19 protein-coding genes are annotated in these 20,619 nt (G+C 30.1%); 9 read left to right on the forward strand and 10 right to left on the reverse strand.

Annotated features, from left to right (window positions below; all coding sequences use genetic code 11):
- Positions 1-101: 101 nt before the first annotated feature.
- The 3 genes from rpiB to ES045_RS01995 all read right to left on the reverse strand — a co-directional run bounded on the left by rpiB (position 102) and on the right by ES045_RS01995 (position 2,526).
- Positions 102-536 (reverse strand): ribose 5-phosphate isomerase B, encoded by a 435-nt coding sequence (rpiB, locus tag ES045_RS01990; protein WP_147111552.1) that lies wholly within the window; start codon positions 534-536, stop codon positions 102-104.
- A 656-nt stretch (positions 537-1,192) separates the two neighbouring features.
- A complete protein-coding gene (locus ES045_RS16285; RefSeq protein ID WP_189662996.1) occupies positions 1,193-1,366 on the reverse strand; it encodes a hypothetical protein in 174 nt (57 codons plus the stop codon).
- Between the two features lie 233 nt (positions 1,367-1,599).
- Complete coding sequence (locus ES045_RS01995; RefSeq protein WP_147111555.1) at positions 1,600-2,526, reverse strand: diacylglycerol/lipid kinase family protein; 927 nt, start codon at positions 2,524-2,526, stop codon at positions 1,600-1,602.
- A gap of 138 nt (positions 2,527-2,664) precedes the next feature.
- On the opposite strand from ES045_RS01995, the gene rnr reads away from it, so the two are divergent.
- From rnr to ES045_RS02010, 3 genes are all read left to right on the forward strand, one after another.
- Positions 2,665-4,890, forward strand: coding sequence for a ribonuclease R (rnr, locus tag ES045_RS02000; protein ID WP_147111557.1), 2,226 nt, complete (start codon positions 2,665-2,667; stop codon positions 4,888-4,890).
- 90 nt (positions 4,891-4,980) lie between these two features.
- On the forward strand, positions 4,981-5,670 hold the full coding sequence (locus ES045_RS02005; RefSeq protein WP_147111559.1) for a head GIN domain-containing protein: 690 nt from the start codon (positions 4,981-4,983) through the stop codon (positions 5,668-5,670).
- 62 nt (positions 5,671-5,732) lie between these two features.
- Entirely contained in the window at positions 5,733-5,921 is a 189-nt protein-coding gene (locus tag ES045_RS02010; protein ID WP_147111562.1) for a twin-arginine translocase TatA/TatE family subunit, read from the forward strand.
- A 157-nt stretch (positions 5,922-6,078) separates the two neighbouring features.
- On the opposite strand, the gene ES045_RS02015 is transcribed toward ES045_RS02010, so the two are convergent.
- Together ES045_RS02015 and gltX are read right to left on the reverse strand one after the other, a co-directional pair.
- On the reverse strand, positions 6,079-7,005 hold the full coding sequence (locus ES045_RS02015; RefSeq protein WP_189662997.1) for an SPFH domain-containing protein: 927 nt from the start codon (positions 7,003-7,005) through the stop codon (positions 6,079-6,081).
- 150 nt (positions 7,006-7,155) lie between these two features.
- Positions 7,156-8,676, reverse strand: a complete 1,521-nt coding sequence (gltX, locus tag ES045_RS02020; protein ID WP_147111565.1) for a glutamate--tRNA ligase — start codon at positions 8,674-8,676, stop codon at positions 7,156-7,158.
- Positions 8,677-8,919: 243 nt separating this feature from the next.
- On the opposite strand from gltX, the gene ES045_RS02025 reads away from it, so the two are divergent.
- From ES045_RS02025 to ES045_RS02040, 4 genes are read left to right on the forward strand one after another with little or no spacing between them, the layout of a single operon-like run.
- On the forward strand, positions 8,920-12,318 hold the full coding sequence (locus tag ES045_RS02025) for a DUF4175 family protein (protein ID WP_147111568.1): 3,399 nt from the start codon (positions 8,920-8,922) through the stop codon (positions 12,316-12,318).
- Positions 12,318-12,734 carry an rRNA maturation RNase YbeY gene (gene ybeY / locus ES045_RS02030; protein ID WP_147111572.1) on the forward strand — a complete coding sequence of 139 codons (417 nt, stop codon included), beginning with the start codon at positions 12,318-12,320 and terminating at the stop codon, positions 12,732-12,734. Before ES045_RS02025 ends, ybeY begins: the two co-directional genes overlap by 1 nt.
- A 40-nt stretch (positions 12,735-12,774) precedes the next feature.
- Positions 12,775-14,652: a tRNA uridine-5-carboxymethylaminomethyl(34) synthesis enzyme MnmG gene (gene mnmG / locus ES045_RS02035; RefSeq protein WP_147111575.1), complete on the forward strand. Its 1,878-nt coding sequence runs from the start codon at positions 12,775-12,777 to the stop codon at positions 14,650-14,652.
- A gap of 53 nt (positions 14,653-14,705) precedes the next feature.
- On the forward strand, positions 14,706-15,563 hold the full coding sequence (locus ES045_RS02040) for a class I SAM-dependent methyltransferase (RefSeq protein ID WP_147111578.1): 858 nt from the start codon (positions 14,706-14,708) through the stop codon (positions 15,561-15,563).
- Between the two features lie 143 nt (positions 15,564-15,706).
- On the opposite strand, the gene ES045_RS02045 is transcribed toward ES045_RS02040, so the two are convergent.
- The 4 genes from ES045_RS02045 to panB all read right to left on the reverse strand — a co-directional run bounded on the left by ES045_RS02045 (position 15,707) and on the right by panB (position 18,474).
- Positions 15,707-16,105, reverse strand: a complete 399-nt coding sequence (locus ES045_RS02045; protein WP_147111580.1) for a DoxX family membrane protein — start codon at positions 16,103-16,105, stop codon at positions 15,707-15,709.
- 12 nt (positions 16,106-16,117) lie between these two features.
- Positions 16,118-16,456, reverse strand: coding sequence for a hypothetical protein (locus tag ES045_RS02050; RefSeq protein WP_147111582.1), 339 nt, complete (start codon positions 16,454-16,456; stop codon positions 16,118-16,120).
- Positions 16,457-16,576: 120 nt separating this feature from the next.
- Positions 16,577-17,515, reverse strand: coding sequence for a 2-hydroxyacid dehydrogenase (locus ES045_RS02055; RefSeq protein ID WP_147111584.1), 939 nt, complete (start codon positions 17,513-17,515; stop codon positions 16,577-16,579).
- A gap of 140 nt (positions 17,516-17,655) precedes the next feature.
- Complete coding sequence (panB, locus tag ES045_RS02060; protein ID WP_147111587.1) at positions 17,656-18,474, reverse strand: 3-methyl-2-oxobutanoate hydroxymethyltransferase; 819 nt, start codon at positions 18,472-18,474, stop codon at positions 17,656-17,658.
- A 229-nt stretch (positions 18,475-18,703) separates the two neighbouring features.
- On the opposite strand from panB, the gene ES045_RS02065 reads away from it, so the two are divergent.
- Both ES045_RS02065 and ES045_RS02075 read left to right on the forward strand, forming a co-directional pair.
- The gene (locus tag ES045_RS02065; protein ID WP_147111590.1) at positions 18,704-19,270 is read left to right on the forward strand and encodes a sigma-70 family RNA polymerase sigma factor; all 567 of its coding nucleotides are present in this window, start codon (positions 18,704-18,706) and stop codon (positions 19,268-19,270) included.
- A gap of 410 nt (positions 19,271-19,680) precedes the next feature.
- Complete coding sequence (locus tag ES045_RS02075; protein WP_147111596.1) at positions 19,681-20,322, forward strand: O-methyltransferase; 642 nt, start codon at positions 19,681-19,683, stop codon at positions 20,320-20,322.
- Between the two features lie 11 nt (positions 20,323-20,333).
- Here the strand turns inward: ES045_RS02075 and ES045_RS02080 are convergent, their stop codons facing one another.
- Positions 20,334-20,615 (reverse strand): twin-arginine translocase TatA/TatE family subunit, encoded by a 282-nt coding sequence (locus tag ES045_RS02080; protein WP_147111599.1) that lies wholly within the window; start codon positions 20,613-20,615, stop codon positions 20,334-20,336.
- Positions 20,616-20,619: the final 4 nt, after the last annotated feature.

Here is a 20,619-nt window from a genome sequence, read left to right on the forward strand (position 1 = left end):
ATACTTTGTCCAATACTTATTTTTATTTTTTTTTATTACTAGGAACGGAGCAAGCTCTCTGTAAATAAAAAGATTGCTTCGTTCCTTGTAATGACAGATGACTAACCAGCACAAGAAATTTTATTCACTCGTGTACCATGTCTTCCACCTTCAAATTCTGTAGCAAGAAAAATATCTACAAAACCAATCGCTTGCTGTAAAGACACAAAACGTGCAGGAATAGTAAGAATATTAGCGTTGTTGTGTTGTCTTGTTAATGCAACCAATTCATTGTTCCAACAAAGTGCTGCTCTAATACCTTGGTGTTTATTAGCCGTCATTTGCGCTCCGTTACCAGAACCACACAAAATAACACCTAAAGCTGCTTTACCACTTTCTACAGCATCTGCTGTTGGGTGAATTGCATCTGGGTAATCCATAGAATCATTTGTATCGGTTCCAAAATTTAGAACTTTATACCCCTTATTTTCTAAATGTTTTATAATTTCGAACTTGTATTCTGTTCCGGCGTGATCGTTACCAATGGCAATTGTCATAATAAGTTGATTTTAATTTAGTTGTCTTCCGCAAAAGTACAGAAACTAACGGTTATCAACAGTTATAAACAATCAAAATTTTAGCCTTTTTAATAACTCTTTAATTTTTAAGTTTTTAGCTTTTTAAGACAATGTTAAGAAGTTGTAATGATAAACTCGTAACTTTATTTGGTAAATTTAATTTTTATTGCAATACAGCGGAGCTTACCACATACACAACTTTTTTTATTGATTTTTGATAAAAGTTTATCAACATAAAATTTACGTTTTGTTTACATAGAATCGCATATTACTTGTTCAGAAAAAAAGTGAATAGCTGTTTATAACTATTGTTAACAACTCTATTTTTAAGTTGATTTTTAAGCTTTTAAATAGCTCATAAAGTGTAGATGCTTTTTAATAACTCACATATTAAAATAAAAAATTACAATTTTATAGTAGCTATTCACACACTATAATAAGCACCATTGTTTTTTAAAATTTAATAAAAGAAAAAAGTATAATAGTATAGAATGTTGATAACTGTGAAAAAAGTAAAAAAGAGCTGCTTTCTAAAAGTTAGAATTTAATAAATTTAAAAAAAACTTCAACTTAGAATCGTATTTAAATTTGAAAAATGAGAAAGGAGTGAAAGAAGAAAAATGAATCCGTTTTAGTTAAACTGTTTTTTTTTCTGCCTTTAATAGATATAAAGTGTCTTTTTGAACTTCAACAGTTTTATTCGGATTCTCAAACGTATTTAAAGAAGAATTTACCGTTAGTACAGTAACAAAAATGCCTGTAATAAAGATCATAGCGAATAAAGTGATAATTTTATATAAATTTTTCATCTTAAAATAAAGAGTACCTTTCTATAAAGACGCATTAATTTAGAAATCGTTACAAAAAAATTATGATTTCTTTAACTTATTAAAATTTTAATTTATAAAATATCGAAGCAGTGTATATAAATTGGCTAACTAAGATAATTCCACTTAAAATAGAGATGCTTTAATCATAAAGTTACTCTTTAAATTATGAAATTACTCATACTTCATAGTGAAATATTATAAATTTTTATTAATTAATTCACTACAAACCGTATCGCTTTTTCTATAATTTTAACATTTACCGAACCAGTTTCAATTAATTCTCCATCTGCTTGAATAATTGGTTTTGAATTTTTTGGAATAATTGAAATCTCTTTCGTTTTAAAGGTTGCTACTTTTTTGTGATGTACAATTTTACCAGAATATAATTTAGGTAAATTCAGCACTAAATCAAAAAAAGTAAGGTTATTAACAATTGTAATATCTAATAAACCATTAGAAGAATTTACGTTTTCTGTAAACTGCATTCCGCCACCAGAAAATTTACAAATACCGAAAACAGCCATTAAACAGTTGTTTTCTATTGTTTTACCATTAATAATAATTTTAAATATCGATTTTTTATAAAAAAATAAACCATAAATTCCGGCTAATACGTAAGAAATAGGACCAAATTTTTTCAGAGATTTTAGTTTATCAACAATGTACCCATCATATCCCAAACCAGCGATGTTGTTAAAAAAGGTAGTTTTATTTTCTGTTTTTAAAACCCCAATATCTTGCAAAATTGTTTTCCTTTTAGAGATGATTTCTATTGCTTTTTCAATTGAATTAGGAATGTTGTAAGTTTTAATCCAATCGTTTCCAGTTCCCAAAGGAAGCACTGCAATAGTTATATCAGAAGTTTTTACATATCTTTGCAGCATTATTCCGTTAACTACATTGTGTAGTGTGCCATCTCCACCAACAGAAATAATGTTTCTAAATCCTTTTTGAATCGCATTTTGTGTCAATTCAATTTCATGTTTAGAAAACTGAGTAAAAGAAAAAGAATAGTCTAAATTCTTGTTTTTTAGTAATTGTAGAATTTCCTTCCATCGTTTAGAAAAATTCCGATTTCCAGCAACAGGGTTTGCAATTATAAACCAAGAATTAGTATTGATTGTATCAATATGAGACATAAATAATAAATTAATAGTACGCCAAATTACAAAATAGATTCATAACAGTTTTTTAATACAAAATTGATTGAATAATTGTAATTTGCAGAGTAGTCAGTTTGTTAAAAACAATAAATTGACATAAATAATACAGTATAAATGACAAAAAAGAAGAAAAAAATATATAAAAAGAAAGGGAATGTTGTTAGAGACTTAACCAAAAATATATTTAAAGTTTTAAACGAAGACAGCACTAAAACTTATAATTACAAACAAGTTGCTGCAAAATTAAAAATTAATGATACTGATGGAAAAAATCAGATCATTCAGAAATTAGCAGAATTAACTGCAGATAAAAAAATTAAAGAAACAGACAGAGGTAAGTTTCAAGTAAATATTGATAAAAAATATGCTATTGGTACGTTAGATATTACTTCTACGGGGAATGGGTATTTTATTAGTGATGATTTTGAGGATGATATTTTTATTCCGAATAGTAACCTAGGTAAAGGTTTGCACCAAGATACCGTTAAAGCCTACGTTTATAAAAAACGAAGCGGAAAGAAAATGGAAGCAGATGTTGTAGAAATTTTAAAACGTGCTAAAACCGATTTTGTTGGTGTTTTACAGAAAAATAAAGACAAAAATTTTGGTTTTGTAATTCCGGATAATAACAAAATGTATGCAGATATTTTTGTTTCAGAAAATAAAATGAATGGGGCAGAAGATGGTGACAAAGTACAAGCTACCATTTTAGATTGGCCAAAAAATTCTAAAAACCCGTTTGGTAAAATTTCTACAGTTTTAGGGAAACCAGGAGATCATAATACAGAAATGCATTCTATTTTATTAGAATATGATTTGCCTTATGAGTTTGAACCAGAGATAGAAAAAGAAGCAGAAAATTTATCCTTAGAAATTACAAAAGAAGAAATTTCTAAACGTAGAGATATGCGTAAAGATTTAACTTTTACGATAGATCCTAAAGATGCAAAAGATTTTGATGATGCTTTATCATTTACCAAATTAGAAAATGGTAATTACGAAATAGGAATTCATATTGCAGATGTTTCGCATTATTTAGAACCTAAAACTATTTTAGATGATGAAGCTTATAAAAGAGCAACCTCTGTTTATTTAGTAGATAGAGTAGTACCAATGTTACCAGAAATGTTAAGTAATGGTGTTTGTTCTTTAAGACCAAACGAAGAAAAGTTAACTTTTTCTGCAGTGTTCGAAATTAATGAGAAAGCTCAAATAATAGGAGAGTGGTTTGGTAGAACAGTAACCTATTCAGACCAACGTTTTGCCTATGAAGAAGCACAAGCGATTATAGAAAACTGTACATTATCTGACGATATTCAACCATATGAAATGCCAGTTGATACTTCTATTACAGACAAAGAATATACGGTAACACCAGCAATTGTAGAAGCCACTTTAAAGTTAGATGAATTGGCTAAAATTCTTCGAAAGAAAAGAATGAAACAAGGCGCAATTTCTTTTGATAGAGTAGAAGTGAAGTTCGATTTAGACGAAGAAGCAAACCCAGTGGGTGTTTTCTTTAAAGAGTCTAAAGATGCAAATAAATTAATTGAAGAATTTATGTTATTGGCAAATAGAAAAGTTGCTGAGTTTGTTGGTTTCTCTAAAGGAAAAGCAACAAATAAAACATTTATTTACAGAGTGCATGATGAACCAGATGATGAAAAATTAGCTTCCTTACAAAACATGGTTCGTAAATTTGGTTACAGCATAAATACAGATACCAAAGAAACTACATCAGACTCTTTAAATAAGTTATTAAGTGATGTGCATGGTAAAGCAGAATCTAATATGATTGAAACCTTAACCATTAGAACCATGTCTAAAGCGGTCTATACAACGCAGAACATTGGGCATTACGGATTGGCTTTTGATTATTACAGTCATTTTACGTCGCCAATTAGACGGTATCCAGATGTAATGACACATAGATTGCTACAACACTATTTAGATGGCGGAGACACGCCAAAAGCAGATAAATACGAAGAAAAATGTAAACATTCTTCAAATAGAGAAGAATTAGCTTCTAAAGCAGAAAGGTCCTCTATTAAGTACATGCAAATTAAATACATGCAAGATCATAAAGATGAAGTTTTTCAAGGTGTAATTACGGGTGTTACAGAATGGGGTATTTATGTAGAAATTTCTTCTAATAAATGTGAAGGAATGGTAAAAATTAGAGACATAAAAAGTGATTATTATGTCTATGATGAAAAGCAATATGCTGTTATTGGTAAATCTTCTAAAAAGATGTATCAACTAGGGGATGAAGTAAAAGTAAAAGTTAAAAATACCGATTTAGAACGCAAACATTTAGATTTTAATTTAATTGAAGATTAATAAGTTTATTAGATGTACTGCAATAAAAGATAGAAAAAATCTTTATGGTGGTATAATTATTGAGCTAATCATCATATCAAACTTTTAAAAATGAAAAAAATAAGTTTTATCTGTGCACTCATTGTTAGCATAACAACTTTTGCACAAACTACAATAAACCAAAACTTAGGTGATTTTACTACACTTAAAGTTTACAATGGTATAGAAGTAGAATTGATTAAATCTGCAGATCAGAAATTAGAAATTACAGGTGATAAATCTGAAATGGTGAAAATTAAAAATGTAAATAATACATTAAAATTATCTTTACCTTTTTCCTTGAAGCCTGCAAATAATTCTGCAGAAGGAGAAGTTTTTATTAAGGTTTATTACAACAAAAATATCAATATAATTGATGTTAATGAAGGTGCAACACTTACAAGCAAAGACTTTAATCAAGATAAAGTAGAATTAAACGCACAAGAAAGAGGGTTTATAAACCTAACCACAAAAACCAATCATTTAACTATTATTGCCATATCTGGTGGTATTATAAAAGTTTCTGGTACCGCAAAAAACCAGGAAGTAGATGTAGACTTGTACGGTATTTACCATGGTTTTAATTTAGAAGCTGCTGGTAACAGTTCTGTTAAATCTGGTACAGGTGCCAAAGCAGAAGTAACTGCAGGCCAAACTTTAAATGCTAAAGTTAGTTTTGGAGGTACTATTTTTTACAAAGGAAACCCAGAGGTTGTAAAAGATAAAAAGGTAATTGGTGGTATCATTGAAAAAAGAAACTAATTTAGAAAAGATTGGTTTCACAACCTTTTTTGTATATTTGTGACTAATAAAATTAAAAAAGGATGAATAGTTTATCTATATATTTCGGAATGATAGGTGGAATGCAAATAGCTATAATTGTTGTAGTTGTTTTACTTTTCTTCGGTGGTAAGAAAATACCAGAATTAATGAAAGGTTTAGGAAGCGGAATTAAAGAATTTAAAAACGCTTCTAAAGAAGAACCAGAAGAACAATTAGAAGAAAAGAAGTAAACTACTTTATATTACTTTTAAAACGTAAAAAAGCTCAATTTGTACACACAAGTTGAGCTTTTTTAGTTTTTAAGTTAAAAAAAAATCAATTCTAAAACTTAAAGATAGTAAGTTTTAGAATTGATTTAAAAGCCTTTTATATTTTCTTAAGAAGAATCTAAGAATCTTTCTTTTTGATTTTTTGATTTTTCATTGCTTCACCAATTTGATTACTTGCAGTAAAACTTGCAACCATATCATTTAACATGGTACTACCTGCTTGTGGTGAGTTTGGCAATAGAATTAAATTACTGTTGGTTTCACTACCAATAGATTGTAAAGTGTCATAATGCTGCGTTACAACAATTAATGCAGATGCTTCTTGAGAATTGATACCAACTCTATTTAAAACGTCTACAGACTCTTCTAAACCACGTGCAATTTCACGTCTTTGGTCTGCAATACCTTGTCCTTGTAAACGTTTGCTTTCTGCTTCTGCCTTTGCTTTTTCAACGATTAATATACGTTGTGCATCTCCTTCATATTGTGCGGCTGTTTTTTCTCTATCAGCAGCATTAATTCTATTCATTGCTATTTTTACTTGAGGATCTGGATCTATATCGGTAACTAAAGTTCTAATAATATCAAAACCATAATCCATCATCGCATCATTTAATTCTGCTTTTACAGCCAAGGCAATATCATCTTTTTTTACAAAAACATCATCTAATTTCATTTTTGGAACTTCTGCTCTTACAACATCAAATACATAAGAAGTTATTTGGTCATGAGGATAATCTAATTTATAAAAAGCATCATATACTTTTTCTGTAACTACTTTATATTGTACAGAAACTTTCAATTTTACAAAAACATCATCTAATGTTTTTGTTTCAATAATTACATCTAACTGTTGAATTTTTAAACTCAATCTCCCAGCAACTTTGTCTATTAAAGGTATTTTTAAATGTAAACCAGATTGACGAATGCTATGAAATTTTCCAAAACGTTCTAAAATAGCGGCTGTTTGCTGTTTTACAGTAAAAATTGAAGCAAAAAGAAATAAAATTATTAATCCAATAAGAATGGGTAAAAAAGGTATCATAGTTATAATTTTAGTGGTTACTAATTGTTTTAGTAAAGATACTGAATTATAGTAGTTAACCATAGCACGCAGGTTAATAGATTTGTTACAGTGAAAAACAAAAAAGCCTCTCAAGTTTATTGAGAGGCTTTACTTTATCTTAAAGAAAAACTACAATTTTTCAATTGCGTTTTCGATTCTTTTTATAGTTTCTTCTTTACCAATCATAGCAATAATATCAAATAAATGGGGGCCTGCTAATTTACCAACTAAACTTAAACGTAAAGGTTGCATTACTTTACCAAAACCAATTTCTTTGGCAGTAATCCATTCTTTAATTTCTTTCTCTGTATTTTCTGATGAAAAATCTTCAATAGAAGAAATAACAGCAATTAATGCTGTCATTAATTCAGAAGTTCCTTCCTTCCAGTTTTTCTTGCTAGCTTTTTCGTCGTATGTAGTAGGAGTTTCAAAAAAGAAACTTGATAAATCCCAAAAATCTTTTACAAAAACGGCTCTTTCTTTTATAGATGAAACTACTTTTAGAACAAACTCTTTGTCTTTAGCAATTCCTTTTTCGGCTAAAATAGGAAGATATAAATCTGTTAATGCTGCATCATCTTTTGTTTGCATGTATTGTTGATTGAACCAACTTGCTTTTTCTTGGCTAAATTTTGCACCAGATTTACTAACACGTTTCAAATCGAAAGTTTCAATTAATGCTTCTAAAGAGAACAATTCTTGTTCCGTTCCAGGATTCCATCCTAAGAAAGCCAACATGTTTATAAACGCATCAGAAAAATAACCATCTTCTTTATAACCACGTGAAACATCTCCTGTTTCTTCGTTTGTATATTCTAAAGGAAACACAGGGAAACCTAGTTTATCTCCATCACGTTTGCTTAATTTTCCTTTACCAACAGGTTTTAAAATTAATGGCAAGTGTGCAAATTTAGGTGCATCCCAACCAAAAGCTCTGTATAATAGAATGTGCAATGGCATAGAAGGCAACCATTCTTCACCACGAATTACGTGCGAAATCTCCATTAAATGATCATCTACAATATTTGCTAAATGATAGGTTGGCATTCCGTCTCCTTTAAATAAAATTTTATCATCTAAAGTATTCGTATCAATTTTAATATTTCCACGAATTTCATCTTCCATTCTTAAAAGTTCATCTTGCGGCGTTTTAAAACGGATTACATAATTTTTACCAGAATTAATTCTGTTTTGTACTTCTTCATCAGTTAAAACCAATGAGTTTACCAAACGTCCTTTTGCTCTGTTATGCCAATTATAAATAAAGGTTTTTCCTTCAACTTCATGGCCTTTTCTATGTGCATCTAATTCTTCTGAAGTATCAAAACAATAATATGCCCAACCTGTTTCTATAAGTTTGTCTGCATATTCTTTGTACAACTCTTTACGTTCTGATTGTCTGTAAGGACCAAATTTTTCGTTTTTCCCCGGACCTTCATCAAAAGGAATATTACACCATTCTAAAGCGTCTATAATATATTGTTCTGCATTTGCAACATAACGGGTTTGGTCTGTGTCTTCTATACGTAAGACAAAAGTTCCGTTGTATTTTTTAGCAAATAAATAATTGTATAAAGCAGTTCTTACACCACCAATATGTAAAGGTCCTGTAGGACTTGGTGCAAAACGAACACGTACATTAGATTCCATTTTTTTGTTTTTTTGATTCCTGCTTATGCTGGAAAAGATATTTTTAATGCACCATAAAAAATATTTAAGGTGTTTTTTTTCGTGCTGCAAAGATAGTTTTAAAAAGAGAGAATAGAAATTAGAGTATAGAAAAAAGACCTTCGAATTTCACAAAATAAAGTTTATTTAAAAAACTTTCAAAATCCTTTTAACAACTTATTTCATTGCTAATCATCTCAAAAATAGTATTTTTATTAGTTGATTATGAGCGGATTTAAAACAATTGAGGATAAACTACATCAGTTTACCAGAAAATATTATGTAAACGAACTAATTAAAGGAATTATTTTATTCTTTTCTTTGGGATTGTTGTACTTATTATTCACTTTATTTTTAGAGTATTTTTTATGGTTGAAACCAACTGCTAGAACCATCTTATTTTGGTTATTTATTTTGGTTGAAGTCTTTTTAATAATTCGTTTTATCGCGATGCCTATTTTTAAATTGATTGGTTTGCGAAAGGGAATATCTCTAGAAGATTCTTCAAAAATTATTGGAAACCATTTTCCAGAAGTAAAAGACAAATTATTAAACGTTTTACAACTTAAAGAGAATTCTAATCAGTCAGATTTGTTATTGGCAAGTATCAACCAAAAAGCAGCAGAATTACAACCCATTCCGTTTGTAAAAGCAGTAGATTTTAGTAAGAATACAAAATACTTAAAATACACAATGGTACCTGTTTTAATTTGGTTAATTACTTCAATATCAGGTAATAATGCTATTTTTACAAAAAGTTTAGATCGAGTTGTAAATTATAGAACTGCATATCTACCACCAGCACCTTTCGCCTTTTCTTTAAATAATAAAAGTCTGCAAGTTGTTCAAGGAAAATCTATATTAATTGCTATTGAAACCATCGGGGAAGTTTTACCCTCGGAAGCAAAAATAGTGTATGATCATCAGCAATATTATTTACAAAATAACCAAAACGGAAGTTTCTCTTACACTTTTTCGGATGTTCAAAAACCCATTAATTTTCATGTAGCAGCAAATGGAGTACAATCTAAAGAGTTTCAAATAAAGGTGATTAATGTTCCTACAATAAACAATATTTCTTTGGCATTAAAATACCCTTCTTATATTGGAAAGAAAAATGAGGTTATTCCGAACTCTGGAAATTTATTAGTACCAGAAGGAACCCATATTATTTGGAATGTTGCAGCATCGCAAACAGATGAAGTTGTATTTATTAATAATGACAAAAGAAATGTTTTTAAAAAAGTTTCTAAAGATAATTTTGAATTTTCTAAACGAATTCGAAATCCGTTGATGTATCAAATTTCGTCATCTAATAAAAATTTGCAAGATTATGAGAAGCTACAATTTTCTGTAAATGTAATAAAAGACGAAGTTCCAGAAATTTCTGTTCAAACAAATATCGATTCTATTTCTAGAGGTGTGGCACAATTTGCTGGTCAGGTTTCAGACGATTATGGTTTGAATAAATTACAATTGGTGTATTACGACGAAAATAATCCGCAGAACACAAAATGGTATATTTTACCAATTTCTAAAGCAAATGTGCAAACATTTTTTTACCAGTTTCCGGAAGGGTTAGATTTACAAAAAGGAACCAATTATGAACTATTTTTTGAAGTGTATGATAATGATGCAGTGAACGGAAATAAGAAAGCAAAAAGTAAGGTTTTTAATTACCGACAAAAAACAAATGATGAAGTAGAGGAGGAGTTGTTGCAAGAACAAAGAAACACTATTCATAGTTTAGAGAACTCTATACAGAAACAACAAAAGCAACAAGAAGTGTTAGATAAAATTCAGGAAGAACTACAAAATAAGAAAAAAGTAAGTTGGAATGATAAAAAGAAAGTAGAAAGTTTTATAAAACGGCAAGAACAATATAAAAAAATGATGCAACGCCAGACAGATAAGTTGCAAGAAAACTTAGACGAAAAAAAGGAAGAGAATCAAAGCCTTCAAGATAAAAAAGAAGAGTTAAAAAAACGGATAGAAGAACTTAAAAAAACCGACCGACAACAAAAACTTTTAGATGAAATTGCAAAGTTAGCAGAGAAATTAAATAAGGAAGAACTGGTTAAAAAAGCAAAAGAATTAGCGCAACAAAATAAACAACAAGAGCGCAGTTTAGAAAGAACATTAGAATTGGTAAAGCGTTTTTACGTGGAGCAAAAAACCATGCAAATTGCTAATAAATTAGAAGAATTAGCAAAAAAGCAAGAAGGTTTAGAAAAGAAGGAAAACTCAACTTTAGCAGCACAAAAGATAATAAACGAAGAATTTAAGGAATTAAAGAAACAACTAGACGAATTAGCAAAAGATAATGAGAAATTAAAAGAACCAATGGAGTTGCCAGATGTGGAAGATGAAAAAGAAGCTATTGATGAAGCTTTAAAAAAATCGGAAGAAAATTTAGAAAAGAAAGACAATAAATCTGTTAAGAAAAGTCAGAAAAAGAGCGCAGATAAAATGAAAGAGATGAGTGCCAAAATGCGAAAGGCAATGTTAGAAATGGAAGGAGAGTCTATTGAAGAAAACATGGAAGACTTGCGTAAAATTTTAGAAAACTTAGTTACCTTTTCTTTTAAGCAAGAAGGTTTAATGAATAAGTTTGATGTTATTTCTACATCACATCCAGATTTTGGGAAAGACTTAAAAGAACAGAATGATATTAGAACGTATTTTGAGCATATAGATGATAGCTTGTATGTGCTGTCTATGCGTTTGCCTAAAATATCTGCCAAAATTCAAGATGATTTATCTACTGCACATTACAATTTAGAACAATCATTAGAAAATTTTTCTGAGAACAGATTCGATAATGGAATATCGAATCAACGGTATGTAATGACTTCTACAAACAATTTGGCAGATTATTTAAGTGATATGCTAAATAGTATGAAAAATGCTTCCATGAAAATGGGCAAAGGAAAGGGCAAAGGAAAAGGATTTAGTTTGCCAGATATCATCAAAAAACAAGGAGAGCTTTCAGAAAAAATGAATGAAGGAATGAAGAAAGGGGAAAAACCTGGAGACAAAGAAGGTAAAGGAAAAGATGGTAAAAAACCAGGTGATAAAGGTAAAGAAGAAAAAAATGGTAAAAGTGGCGACAAGGGTAAAGATGGTAAAGGAGGTAAGTCTGGTGAAAATGGTAAAAACGGGCAAGGAAACGCAACAGGAGAAAATGAAGATTTAGATGGCGAATTGTATGAGATTTATAAACAGCAATCGCAATTAAGACAACAATTACAAGACGCAATTAAAGAATCTGAAAATGGGAATTCGAATGGAAACGGAGATGCAAAAAAGGTTTTGAAGACGATGGAGCAGTTAGAAAATGAAATTTTAGAAAAAGGTTTTAATGGGGTAACAATTCAGAAAATGCAACGTTTAAATTATGAATTGTTAAAGTTAGACAAAGCTGCTTTAGAGCAAGGAAAAGATAACAAACGCATGTCTAGCGCAAATTTAAAAGAGTATCAAAGAAATCAAATAAAAGCTTTAGAATTTAAAAAGCAGTTTTACAATCAAATAGAGATTTTAAATAGACAATCATTACCTTTGCAACAAAATTATAAACTAAAGGTTCGTGAATATTTTTCTGAGCCAAAGAAGATAAAATAATGATTACTTTTAATTACGAAACTGATTTTACGTTAGAAAACGAAAGTTCTTTAGAAAACTGGATTCAGAAAATCATTTTAAAACATGATTGCGAAGAAGGTGAAATAAATTATATTTTTTGTGACGATGCATATCTTCATAAATTAAATGTTGAATTCTTGCAACATGATACACTAACAGATATTATTAGTTTTGATAATTCTTTAGGGAAGTTAATTAATGGAGATGTCTTTATTTCTCTAGAAAGAGTGGCAGACAATGCCAATGATTTTAAGGTTACATTCCTAGAAGAATTACAAAGAGTCATGATTCATGGCATTTTACACTACATAGGTTTTACAGACAAGACCGAAGAAGATCAAAAAGAGATGACAATGCAAGAAAACGCTTCTCTATTGATGTTAAATAATTTATAATCAGAATATTAAAACCACGTTTCACGTGGAACCATAAAAAATGAGTTTATTTTCAACAACATTTGATGTTATCGTAGTTGGTGGTGGTCACGCAGGTAGTGAAGCAGCAGCAGCAAGTGCAAATATGGGTGCGCATACATTGTTAATTACAATGAATTTGCAAAACATTGCACAAATGAGTTGCAACCCTGCGATGGGAGGAATTGCAAAAGGACAAATTGTAAGAGAGATTGATGCTTTAGGAGGTTATAGCGGAATTGTTACAGATAAAACTGCCATTCAATTTAAGATGCTAAATAAATCGAAAGGACCGGCAATGTGGAGTCCGAGGGTACAATCTGACAGAATGCAATTTGCAGAGAGCTGGAGAACAATGCTAGAGCAAACAGAGAATGTTGATTTTTATCAAGATTCTGTGAATGGTTTGTTATTTGATGGCAATAAAATTATCGGTGTAAAAACGGTTTTGGGGTTAGAAATAAAAGCAAAAACGGTAATTATAACTGCAGGAACTTTTTTAAATGGTTTGATTCATATTGGCGATAAAAGTTTTGGTGGTGGTAGAGCAGGAGAAGGAGCTTCTACAGGAATCACAGAAGAGTTGGTTGCGAAAGGGTTTGAATCTGGTAGAATGAAAACAGGAACCCCTCCAAGGGTAGATGGTAGATCTTTAGATTATTCTAAAATGTTAGAGCAACCAGGAGATGAAATAACAGAGAAATTTTCTTATTTGCCAACTACTAGTGCTTTAAAAAAACAACGCTCATGTTGGCTTACGTATACCAATTTAGATGTGCATGATTTACTTCGTGAGGGGTTTGATCGTTCACCTATGTTTAACGGTAGAATACAATCTACAGGTCCTAGATATTGTCCGTCAATTGAAGACAAAATAGATCGTTTTGCAACTAAAGATAGACATCAAATTTTTGTAGAACCAGAAGGTTGGACTACTTGCGAGATGTATGTAAACGGATTTTCAACATCACTTCCAGAAGATATTCAAGACAAAGCAATTCGTTCTGTAGAGGGTTTTGAAAACGTAAAGTTTTTAAGATATGGATATGCTATAGAATATGATTTCTTTCAGCCTACACAATTAAAACATTCTTTAGAAACAAAGTTGATAGAGAACTTGTTTTTTGCCGGACAAATTAATGGAACAACAGGGTATGAAGAAGCGGCGGCACAAGGTTTAATGGCAGGTGTAAATGCCGCTTTAAAAACGCAAGGAAAAGAGCCTTTTATTCTAAAAAGAAATGAAGCTTATATTGGTGTTTTAATTGATGATTTGATTACAAAAGGAACAGAAGAACCTTATCGAATGTTTACTTCTAGAGCAGAATATAGAACGTTATTAAGACAAGATAATGCAGATTTAAGATTAACTCCTTTAGGTTTTAAATTAGGTTTGGCATCTAAAGAGAGAATGGATCGTGTTTTAGAAAAGCAAGAAAAAACGGAATTGCTTATTAAGTTTTTACACGAAACAAGTGTGAAGCAAGAAGAGGTGAATCCTATTTTAGAAGCAAAGAATTTAGCATTGGTCAATCAATCTATGAAGCTTTTTAAAATTGCTTCAAGACCACAATTATCGTTTTCAGATTTTGAAAACATTAAAAAATTAAAAGCATTTATAGAAGAAAATACTATTGCTAAAGATGTAATTGAACAAGCCGAAATTCACCTTAAGTATTCTGGTTATATAGATAAAGAAAAGAATAATGCAGATAAATTAAATAGGCTAGAGAATGTTGTAATACCTTCTAATTTTAAATATGAAAAAGTAAAATCTCTTTCTTTTGAAGCTACAGAAAAATTGAATAAAATTAAGCCTACTTCTATATCGCAAGCAAGTAGGATTAGCGGTGTTTCACCCAGTGATATTTCTGTACTTTTAGTGTATATGGGAAGATAAAAAAATAAAAAGTGCTAATGTTCCTCGTGGAACAATATTAAAATTAAAACAATATGGAGAATGAAAAAGAACTCTATACAAATTTAATACCCCTTTTAAATTGTAAAGATAATACTGTTTCTGGAGACAGTTTTGAAATAATGAAAAATGAAGAATATGAGATGTTGGTAACATCTCCTGTTCCTGCAGATATAGAAAATTATTATAAGAGCGAGAATTATATTTCGCATACAGATAGTAAAAAAACATTCTTTGATAAAATCTATCAAACTGTAAAAAACCATACTTTAAAACAAAAACTATCTTTATTAAATTCATTTGAAACGGAAGCAAAAACAATATTAGATGTTGGTGCTGGAACAGGTGATTTTTTAAAAGTTTGCAAAAATAATAACTGGCAAGTTTTAGGAATTGAACCAAGTTTAGATGCAAGAAATATTGCAGAAAAAAAGGGAATTCATTTAAATGAAAAACTATCAGATATTACCAGTCAGCAATTTGATGTAATTACACTTTGGCATGTTTTAGAACATGTAGAGAATTTAAAGGATACAATTAAAACTTTAAAGAGTTTGTTAAAGGCAGGAGGAAGGATTGTTGTAGCAGTGCCAAATTATAAAAGTTGTGACGCAAATTTTTATAAAGAAGATTGGGCAGCTTATGATGTACCGAGACATCTTTGGCATTTTTCACAAACTTCTATTCATAAATTATTTTGTGAAGTAGAAATGATTGTAGAAGATACGTTGCCAATGAAATTTGATAGTTATTATGTTTCGTTGTTAAGTGAAAAATACAGAACAGGAAAATCGAAACCGCTTACAGCTTTATATAGAGGTTTTATGTCAAATCTAAATGCAAGAACGTCTTCTGAGTATTCTTCGCTTATTTATGTGATAAAAAACTACTAAATTCAACTTTTAATAGTGAAACATAAAAGATTTTTACCTGTGGTAGGTAAATACCTTGTTGAAATTTAAAAAGGGCTTAAAACGTATGTTTTAAGCCCTTTTTAAATAAGTATAATTTATAGTTTTTTTGTTTAAAATAGTTTTTAGCTATTTAATAAGAAAATACCGAATACTGTTATGATAAAGTAGACGGCTAAAGACATCGCTCCTGCATAATCTTTTGCAAGACGCTGTCCAATCAACAAGAAAATTAAAGTGATCGCAGAAAGCTCAATTCCTAGTAAAGCAATTTCTTTTGCTTCGGATGTGTATAATTGGTAAGCACCAATGATCATTAAAATTCCGGCGACTAATTCTACAATTAAAATAATACCCAATAATAACGGGACGCTATTTTTTAGAGGTGAATGCTTAAAATGTTCTTTGATAAAAGAAACGTTGCCTTTCCAATCTAAAAGTTTGTCTACGCCAGATTGTATAAAAGTGACAATTAAAAAAAGTAGTATTAATACTTCTGTTGGGTAATTTGATAAAAAGTTCATAAGCTGTAATTTTTATTTTCTGAATAATTTTTGAAAGAACGTTTTTGTTTTTTTAGTTGCTTCTTCAATTTCTTCTTTTGGGTCTTCTGCAAATTCAGAAGCTTTTTTAGAAACATCATCAAACACTTCTTTAGCGTCTTCTGCATATTTGCTTAATTTTACTTTAGCTTTTTCTATATTTTCGTCAGAAAGATTTTCATTAATTTTTCCTTTAGCAATATCAAAGGCTTCTTTGGCTTCTTCTTTTAATTCTGCTGCTTGTTTTTTTAAACTTTCTAATGTTTTATTAGATTCTTTAGCACTGTTTTTTTTGATTTCTTTTGGCTTTAAACCATCTTTATTATCTATCATAAATATGTTTTTTTTTAAAAGTAGTCGTCTTTATTATTTTTATACGGAATTTGTAAACTTGCAAATCAGTAATTACATAAAAAGTGTAATTATTAACGTAGTAACCATATAATCAATAGTTTATATGAATGCTAATCTAATTTTATTTACAATTGTTTGTGCTAATTTTTCTTTGCTTTCAACAGTCCAACCTGCTACATGAGGAGACAAAATTACGTGTTCAGAATTGATTAAATATTGAAAAGCTTCTGGCATTTTATCCTCAGAAAATAGGTTTTCGAAAGAAGATTTTTCATATTCTAAAACATCTAATCCTGCTCCTAAAATTTTGCCGGTTTTTAAAGCAGCAACTAAATCTTTTGTAGCTACAGAGGTTCCACGTGCTGTATTTAGCAACCAAAAATTCTTTTTAAAATTCTTGATAAAAGCAGTATTTATCATATTTTTCGTAAGATCGGTTTGTGGCGTGTGCAAACTTAAAACATCTGCTCTTTCTTGTAATTCTGTTAAAGAAACTTGTTCGCAATTTTCATCACCAACATTTTCTTTTAAATCATAACAAAGTACTTCCACATCAAAACCACGTAGTTTTTTAGCGAATGATTTTCCCATATTTCCATACCCAATTAAACCAACCGTTTTTCCGTCGAGTTCAATTCCGCGATTTTCTTCACGCAGCCATTTCCCATTTCTAACTTCTTTATCGGCTTTATTTAGTTTATTAAACAACGATAATAACATTCCTAAGCTATGCTCTCCAACGGCATTTCTATTTCCTTCAGGAGCTGCAATTAAACTAATTCCTTTGCTTTCTGCGTATGCACAATCTATGTTTTCTAAACCAGCGCCAACTCTACCAATAAATTTAAGGTTGGTTGCTTTGTTTAAAAAGTTTTTATCAATAGAAAACCGACTTCTAATAAGAAAACCGTCATACATATGAATTTTAGCTTCAATTGCTGCTTTTGAAGATGTGTAATCTTCATCGTTTTGAAAACCTAAAGTATTTAGTTGATTTATTAATAATGGGTGATTTGAATCTAGGTGAAGAATTTTCATTTGTTATTATTTTTTGACCAAATAGAAACATAGTCAATATAATTTTTTATTTCCGCAGATTTCACAGATGCGCGCAGATTTCTTTTGCCTTTTCTGCATTTATCTTTGAAATCTGTGGGCTATTAAGTGAGTATCTAATTCTAATACTGCTCTTTATCACTAGGGAAATCTCCACTTTTCACATCAGAAATATAGTTTTCGAAAGCGCCAGTCATGTCTTTATACAAATCTAAATAACGTCTTAAAAAACGCGGATGAAACTCATGCGTCATTCCAATCATGTCATGGGTAACTAAAACCTGACCATCAACACCGTTACCAGCACCAATTCCAATTACAGGAATCGAGATTGCTTCTGCTACTTTTTGAGCTAATTTTGCAGGCACTTTTTCTAAAACAACAGCAAAACAACCAATTCTTTCTAGCATTAAAGCATCTTCCATCAATTGATCTGCTTCTTCCTCTTCTTTCGCTCTAACGGTATAGGTTCCGAATTTATAAATCGATTGAGGAGTTAAACCCAAATGCCCCATTACAGGAATTCCGGCGTTTAAAATTCGTTTGATAGACTCTTTAACTTCCTTACCACCTTCTAATTTTATGGAATGCCCGCCAGATTCTTTCATAATTCTAATTGCAGAACGCAACGCTTCTTTAGGGTCCGATTGATAACTACCAAATGGTAAATCTACCACCACCAGACAGCGTTCTATTGCTCTAACCACAGAGCTTGCATGATAAATCATTTGATCTAAAGTAATTGGCAATGTAGTCTCATGACCCGCCATTACATTTGAAGCAGAATCGCCTACAAGTAAAACATCAATTCCAGAACTGTCTAAAATTTTTGCCATCGTATAATCATAAGCAGTTAACATAGAGATTTTCTCTCCGTTTGCTTTCATATCTACCAAAGATTTTACGGTAACACGTTTATATTGCTTTTTAGCTACAGACATATTTTTATCATTTTAATTGGCAGTAAAAGTAAGGAATATCAATAGATATTTAACAATTTATAGCCCCTTAAGACTTTTTTTTGATGTGAAAATTGACTTAAATTATTTTTTAATTCTGAATCCTATCTACATTTTCTACACTATTTAGTTACAGTAAATAAGAAGAAGTGAGCATTGTAAGATTAATAATGAAAAAAAATAACGTTACATTTGATACTTTATTTAACTAATGGCAGAAGAAAAACACACTTTAAACCCTAATAAATGGATTGATAGTTATGCAGACTATTTGTATAATTATTCAATTTCTCGAGTAAATAATAGCGATTTAGCTAAAGACCTTGTACAAGAGACTTTTTTTGCAGGATTAAAATCTGCCAAGAATTTTCAAGGAAAAGCCTCTGAAAGAACTTGGTTGGTTTCTATTTTAAAAAGAAAAATTATAGATCATTATAGAAAAATAAATTCTAATAAAGGGAAAGCCGAAGTTAGAATGAATTTTTATAGTGATGGCGAAAATGAAGGGGATTGGTTAGAAGAACGCGTGCCTCAAAATTGGGACAATACTTCGGATAAAAAGATAGAAAACGAAGAATTGAGAAATCAATTAGAAGCTTGTATTGATAAATTACCAGAAAAATATGCCATGGTTTTTAGAATGAAAACGGTACAAGAATTTGAAACTGAAGAAATTTGTAAGGAGTTAGGTATTACTTCGTCAAATTTATGGGTTATTATTCATAGAGCTAGAACTCAGTTAAGAAAGTGTATGGAAGATAACTGGTTTAATAATTAAGAGATGTTTAAAAGTTTAAAAATAACGTGCGACGAGGCCACAACCATTTGTGATAAAAATCAATATGGTGCAGCAACTATAGTAGAATTAATAAAGTTAAATATTCATCTTATTAGGTGTAAAATTTGCACTTTATACACCAAACAAAACATAACGTTAACTAACTTTTATAAGGTTTTTTCTAAAAGTTGTAAAGAGGTGAAACACTGTTTAACTTCCGAAGAAAAAGAAGAATTAAAAAAAGCATTAGAACAAAATAAATAGTAAATAAATACGCACACAAAAAAACGGAACTTAATAATTTAAGTTCCGTTTTTTTGTACTTTTGAAGTTGTCCTTTTAAGTGCAGTTGAAAGGTTTTCTTAATAACAATTTAATATGGTCTCGACTGCGCTCGACCAAACACAAGAATGCACTTCCTTCCAGAAAAAATAGACAATTACGTTGTTGCCCATTCACAAGTAGAACCTCGTATTTTACAAGAATTAACTAAAGAAACTTGGCAAAAAGTATTAAACCCTAGAATGTTAAGTGGTGCTTTTCAAGGACGAATTTTATCGATGATTTCCAAATTAATTCAACCTAAAAATATCTTAGAAATTGGTACCTATACAGGGTATTCTGCGTTGTGTTTAGCAGAAGGATTAACATCCGAAGGAAAAATAATTACAATCGATAAAAATGAAGAATTAGAAACTCTTCAAAATAAGTACTTCGAAAAATCTGGATTTCGAAACCAAATAACGCAGCTTGTTGGTAATGCAATTGAAATAATACCAACTATTGATGCAAAATTCGATTTGGTTTTTATTGATGCAGATAAGTCTAACTACATTAATTATTTTCATTTAATTATTGAGAAAATGAATCCTGGCGGAATTATTTTATCTGACAATGTATTATGGAGCGGCAAAGTTGTAGAAGCATTAGACCCAAAAGATACGGATACTAAAGTACTTTTAGAATATAATAAATTGATGAATGAAGATGCTAGAATAGAAACAGTGCTGTTACCAATTAGAGATGGTTTAACAATTAGTAGAGTGAAATAAATAGAAAAAGACTAAAACTGTCTTTTTATTGGTCCTGTAAAATGATCGATATTGTCTTTAACAGAATCTATTTCTTTGGTAATGTCTTTTGTGATGTCTGTATCAATATCAATTTTATCAGAACTGTCTTTTATTTCTCTTTTGATGTCATTTGTTGCATCTTTTACTTGACGTATTCCTTTTCCTAAACCTCTGGCTATTTCAGGAATTTTGTCCGCACCAAAAACCATGACCACTATTAACATGATAACCATTATTTCTGGGCCGCTAATAAATAAGAAAGTTGTATTCATTGTT

Source organism: Polaribacter sp. IC073, from assembly GCF_007997075.1.
GTDB lineage: Bacteria > Bacteroidota > Bacteroidia > Flavobacteriales > Flavobacteriaceae > Polaribacter.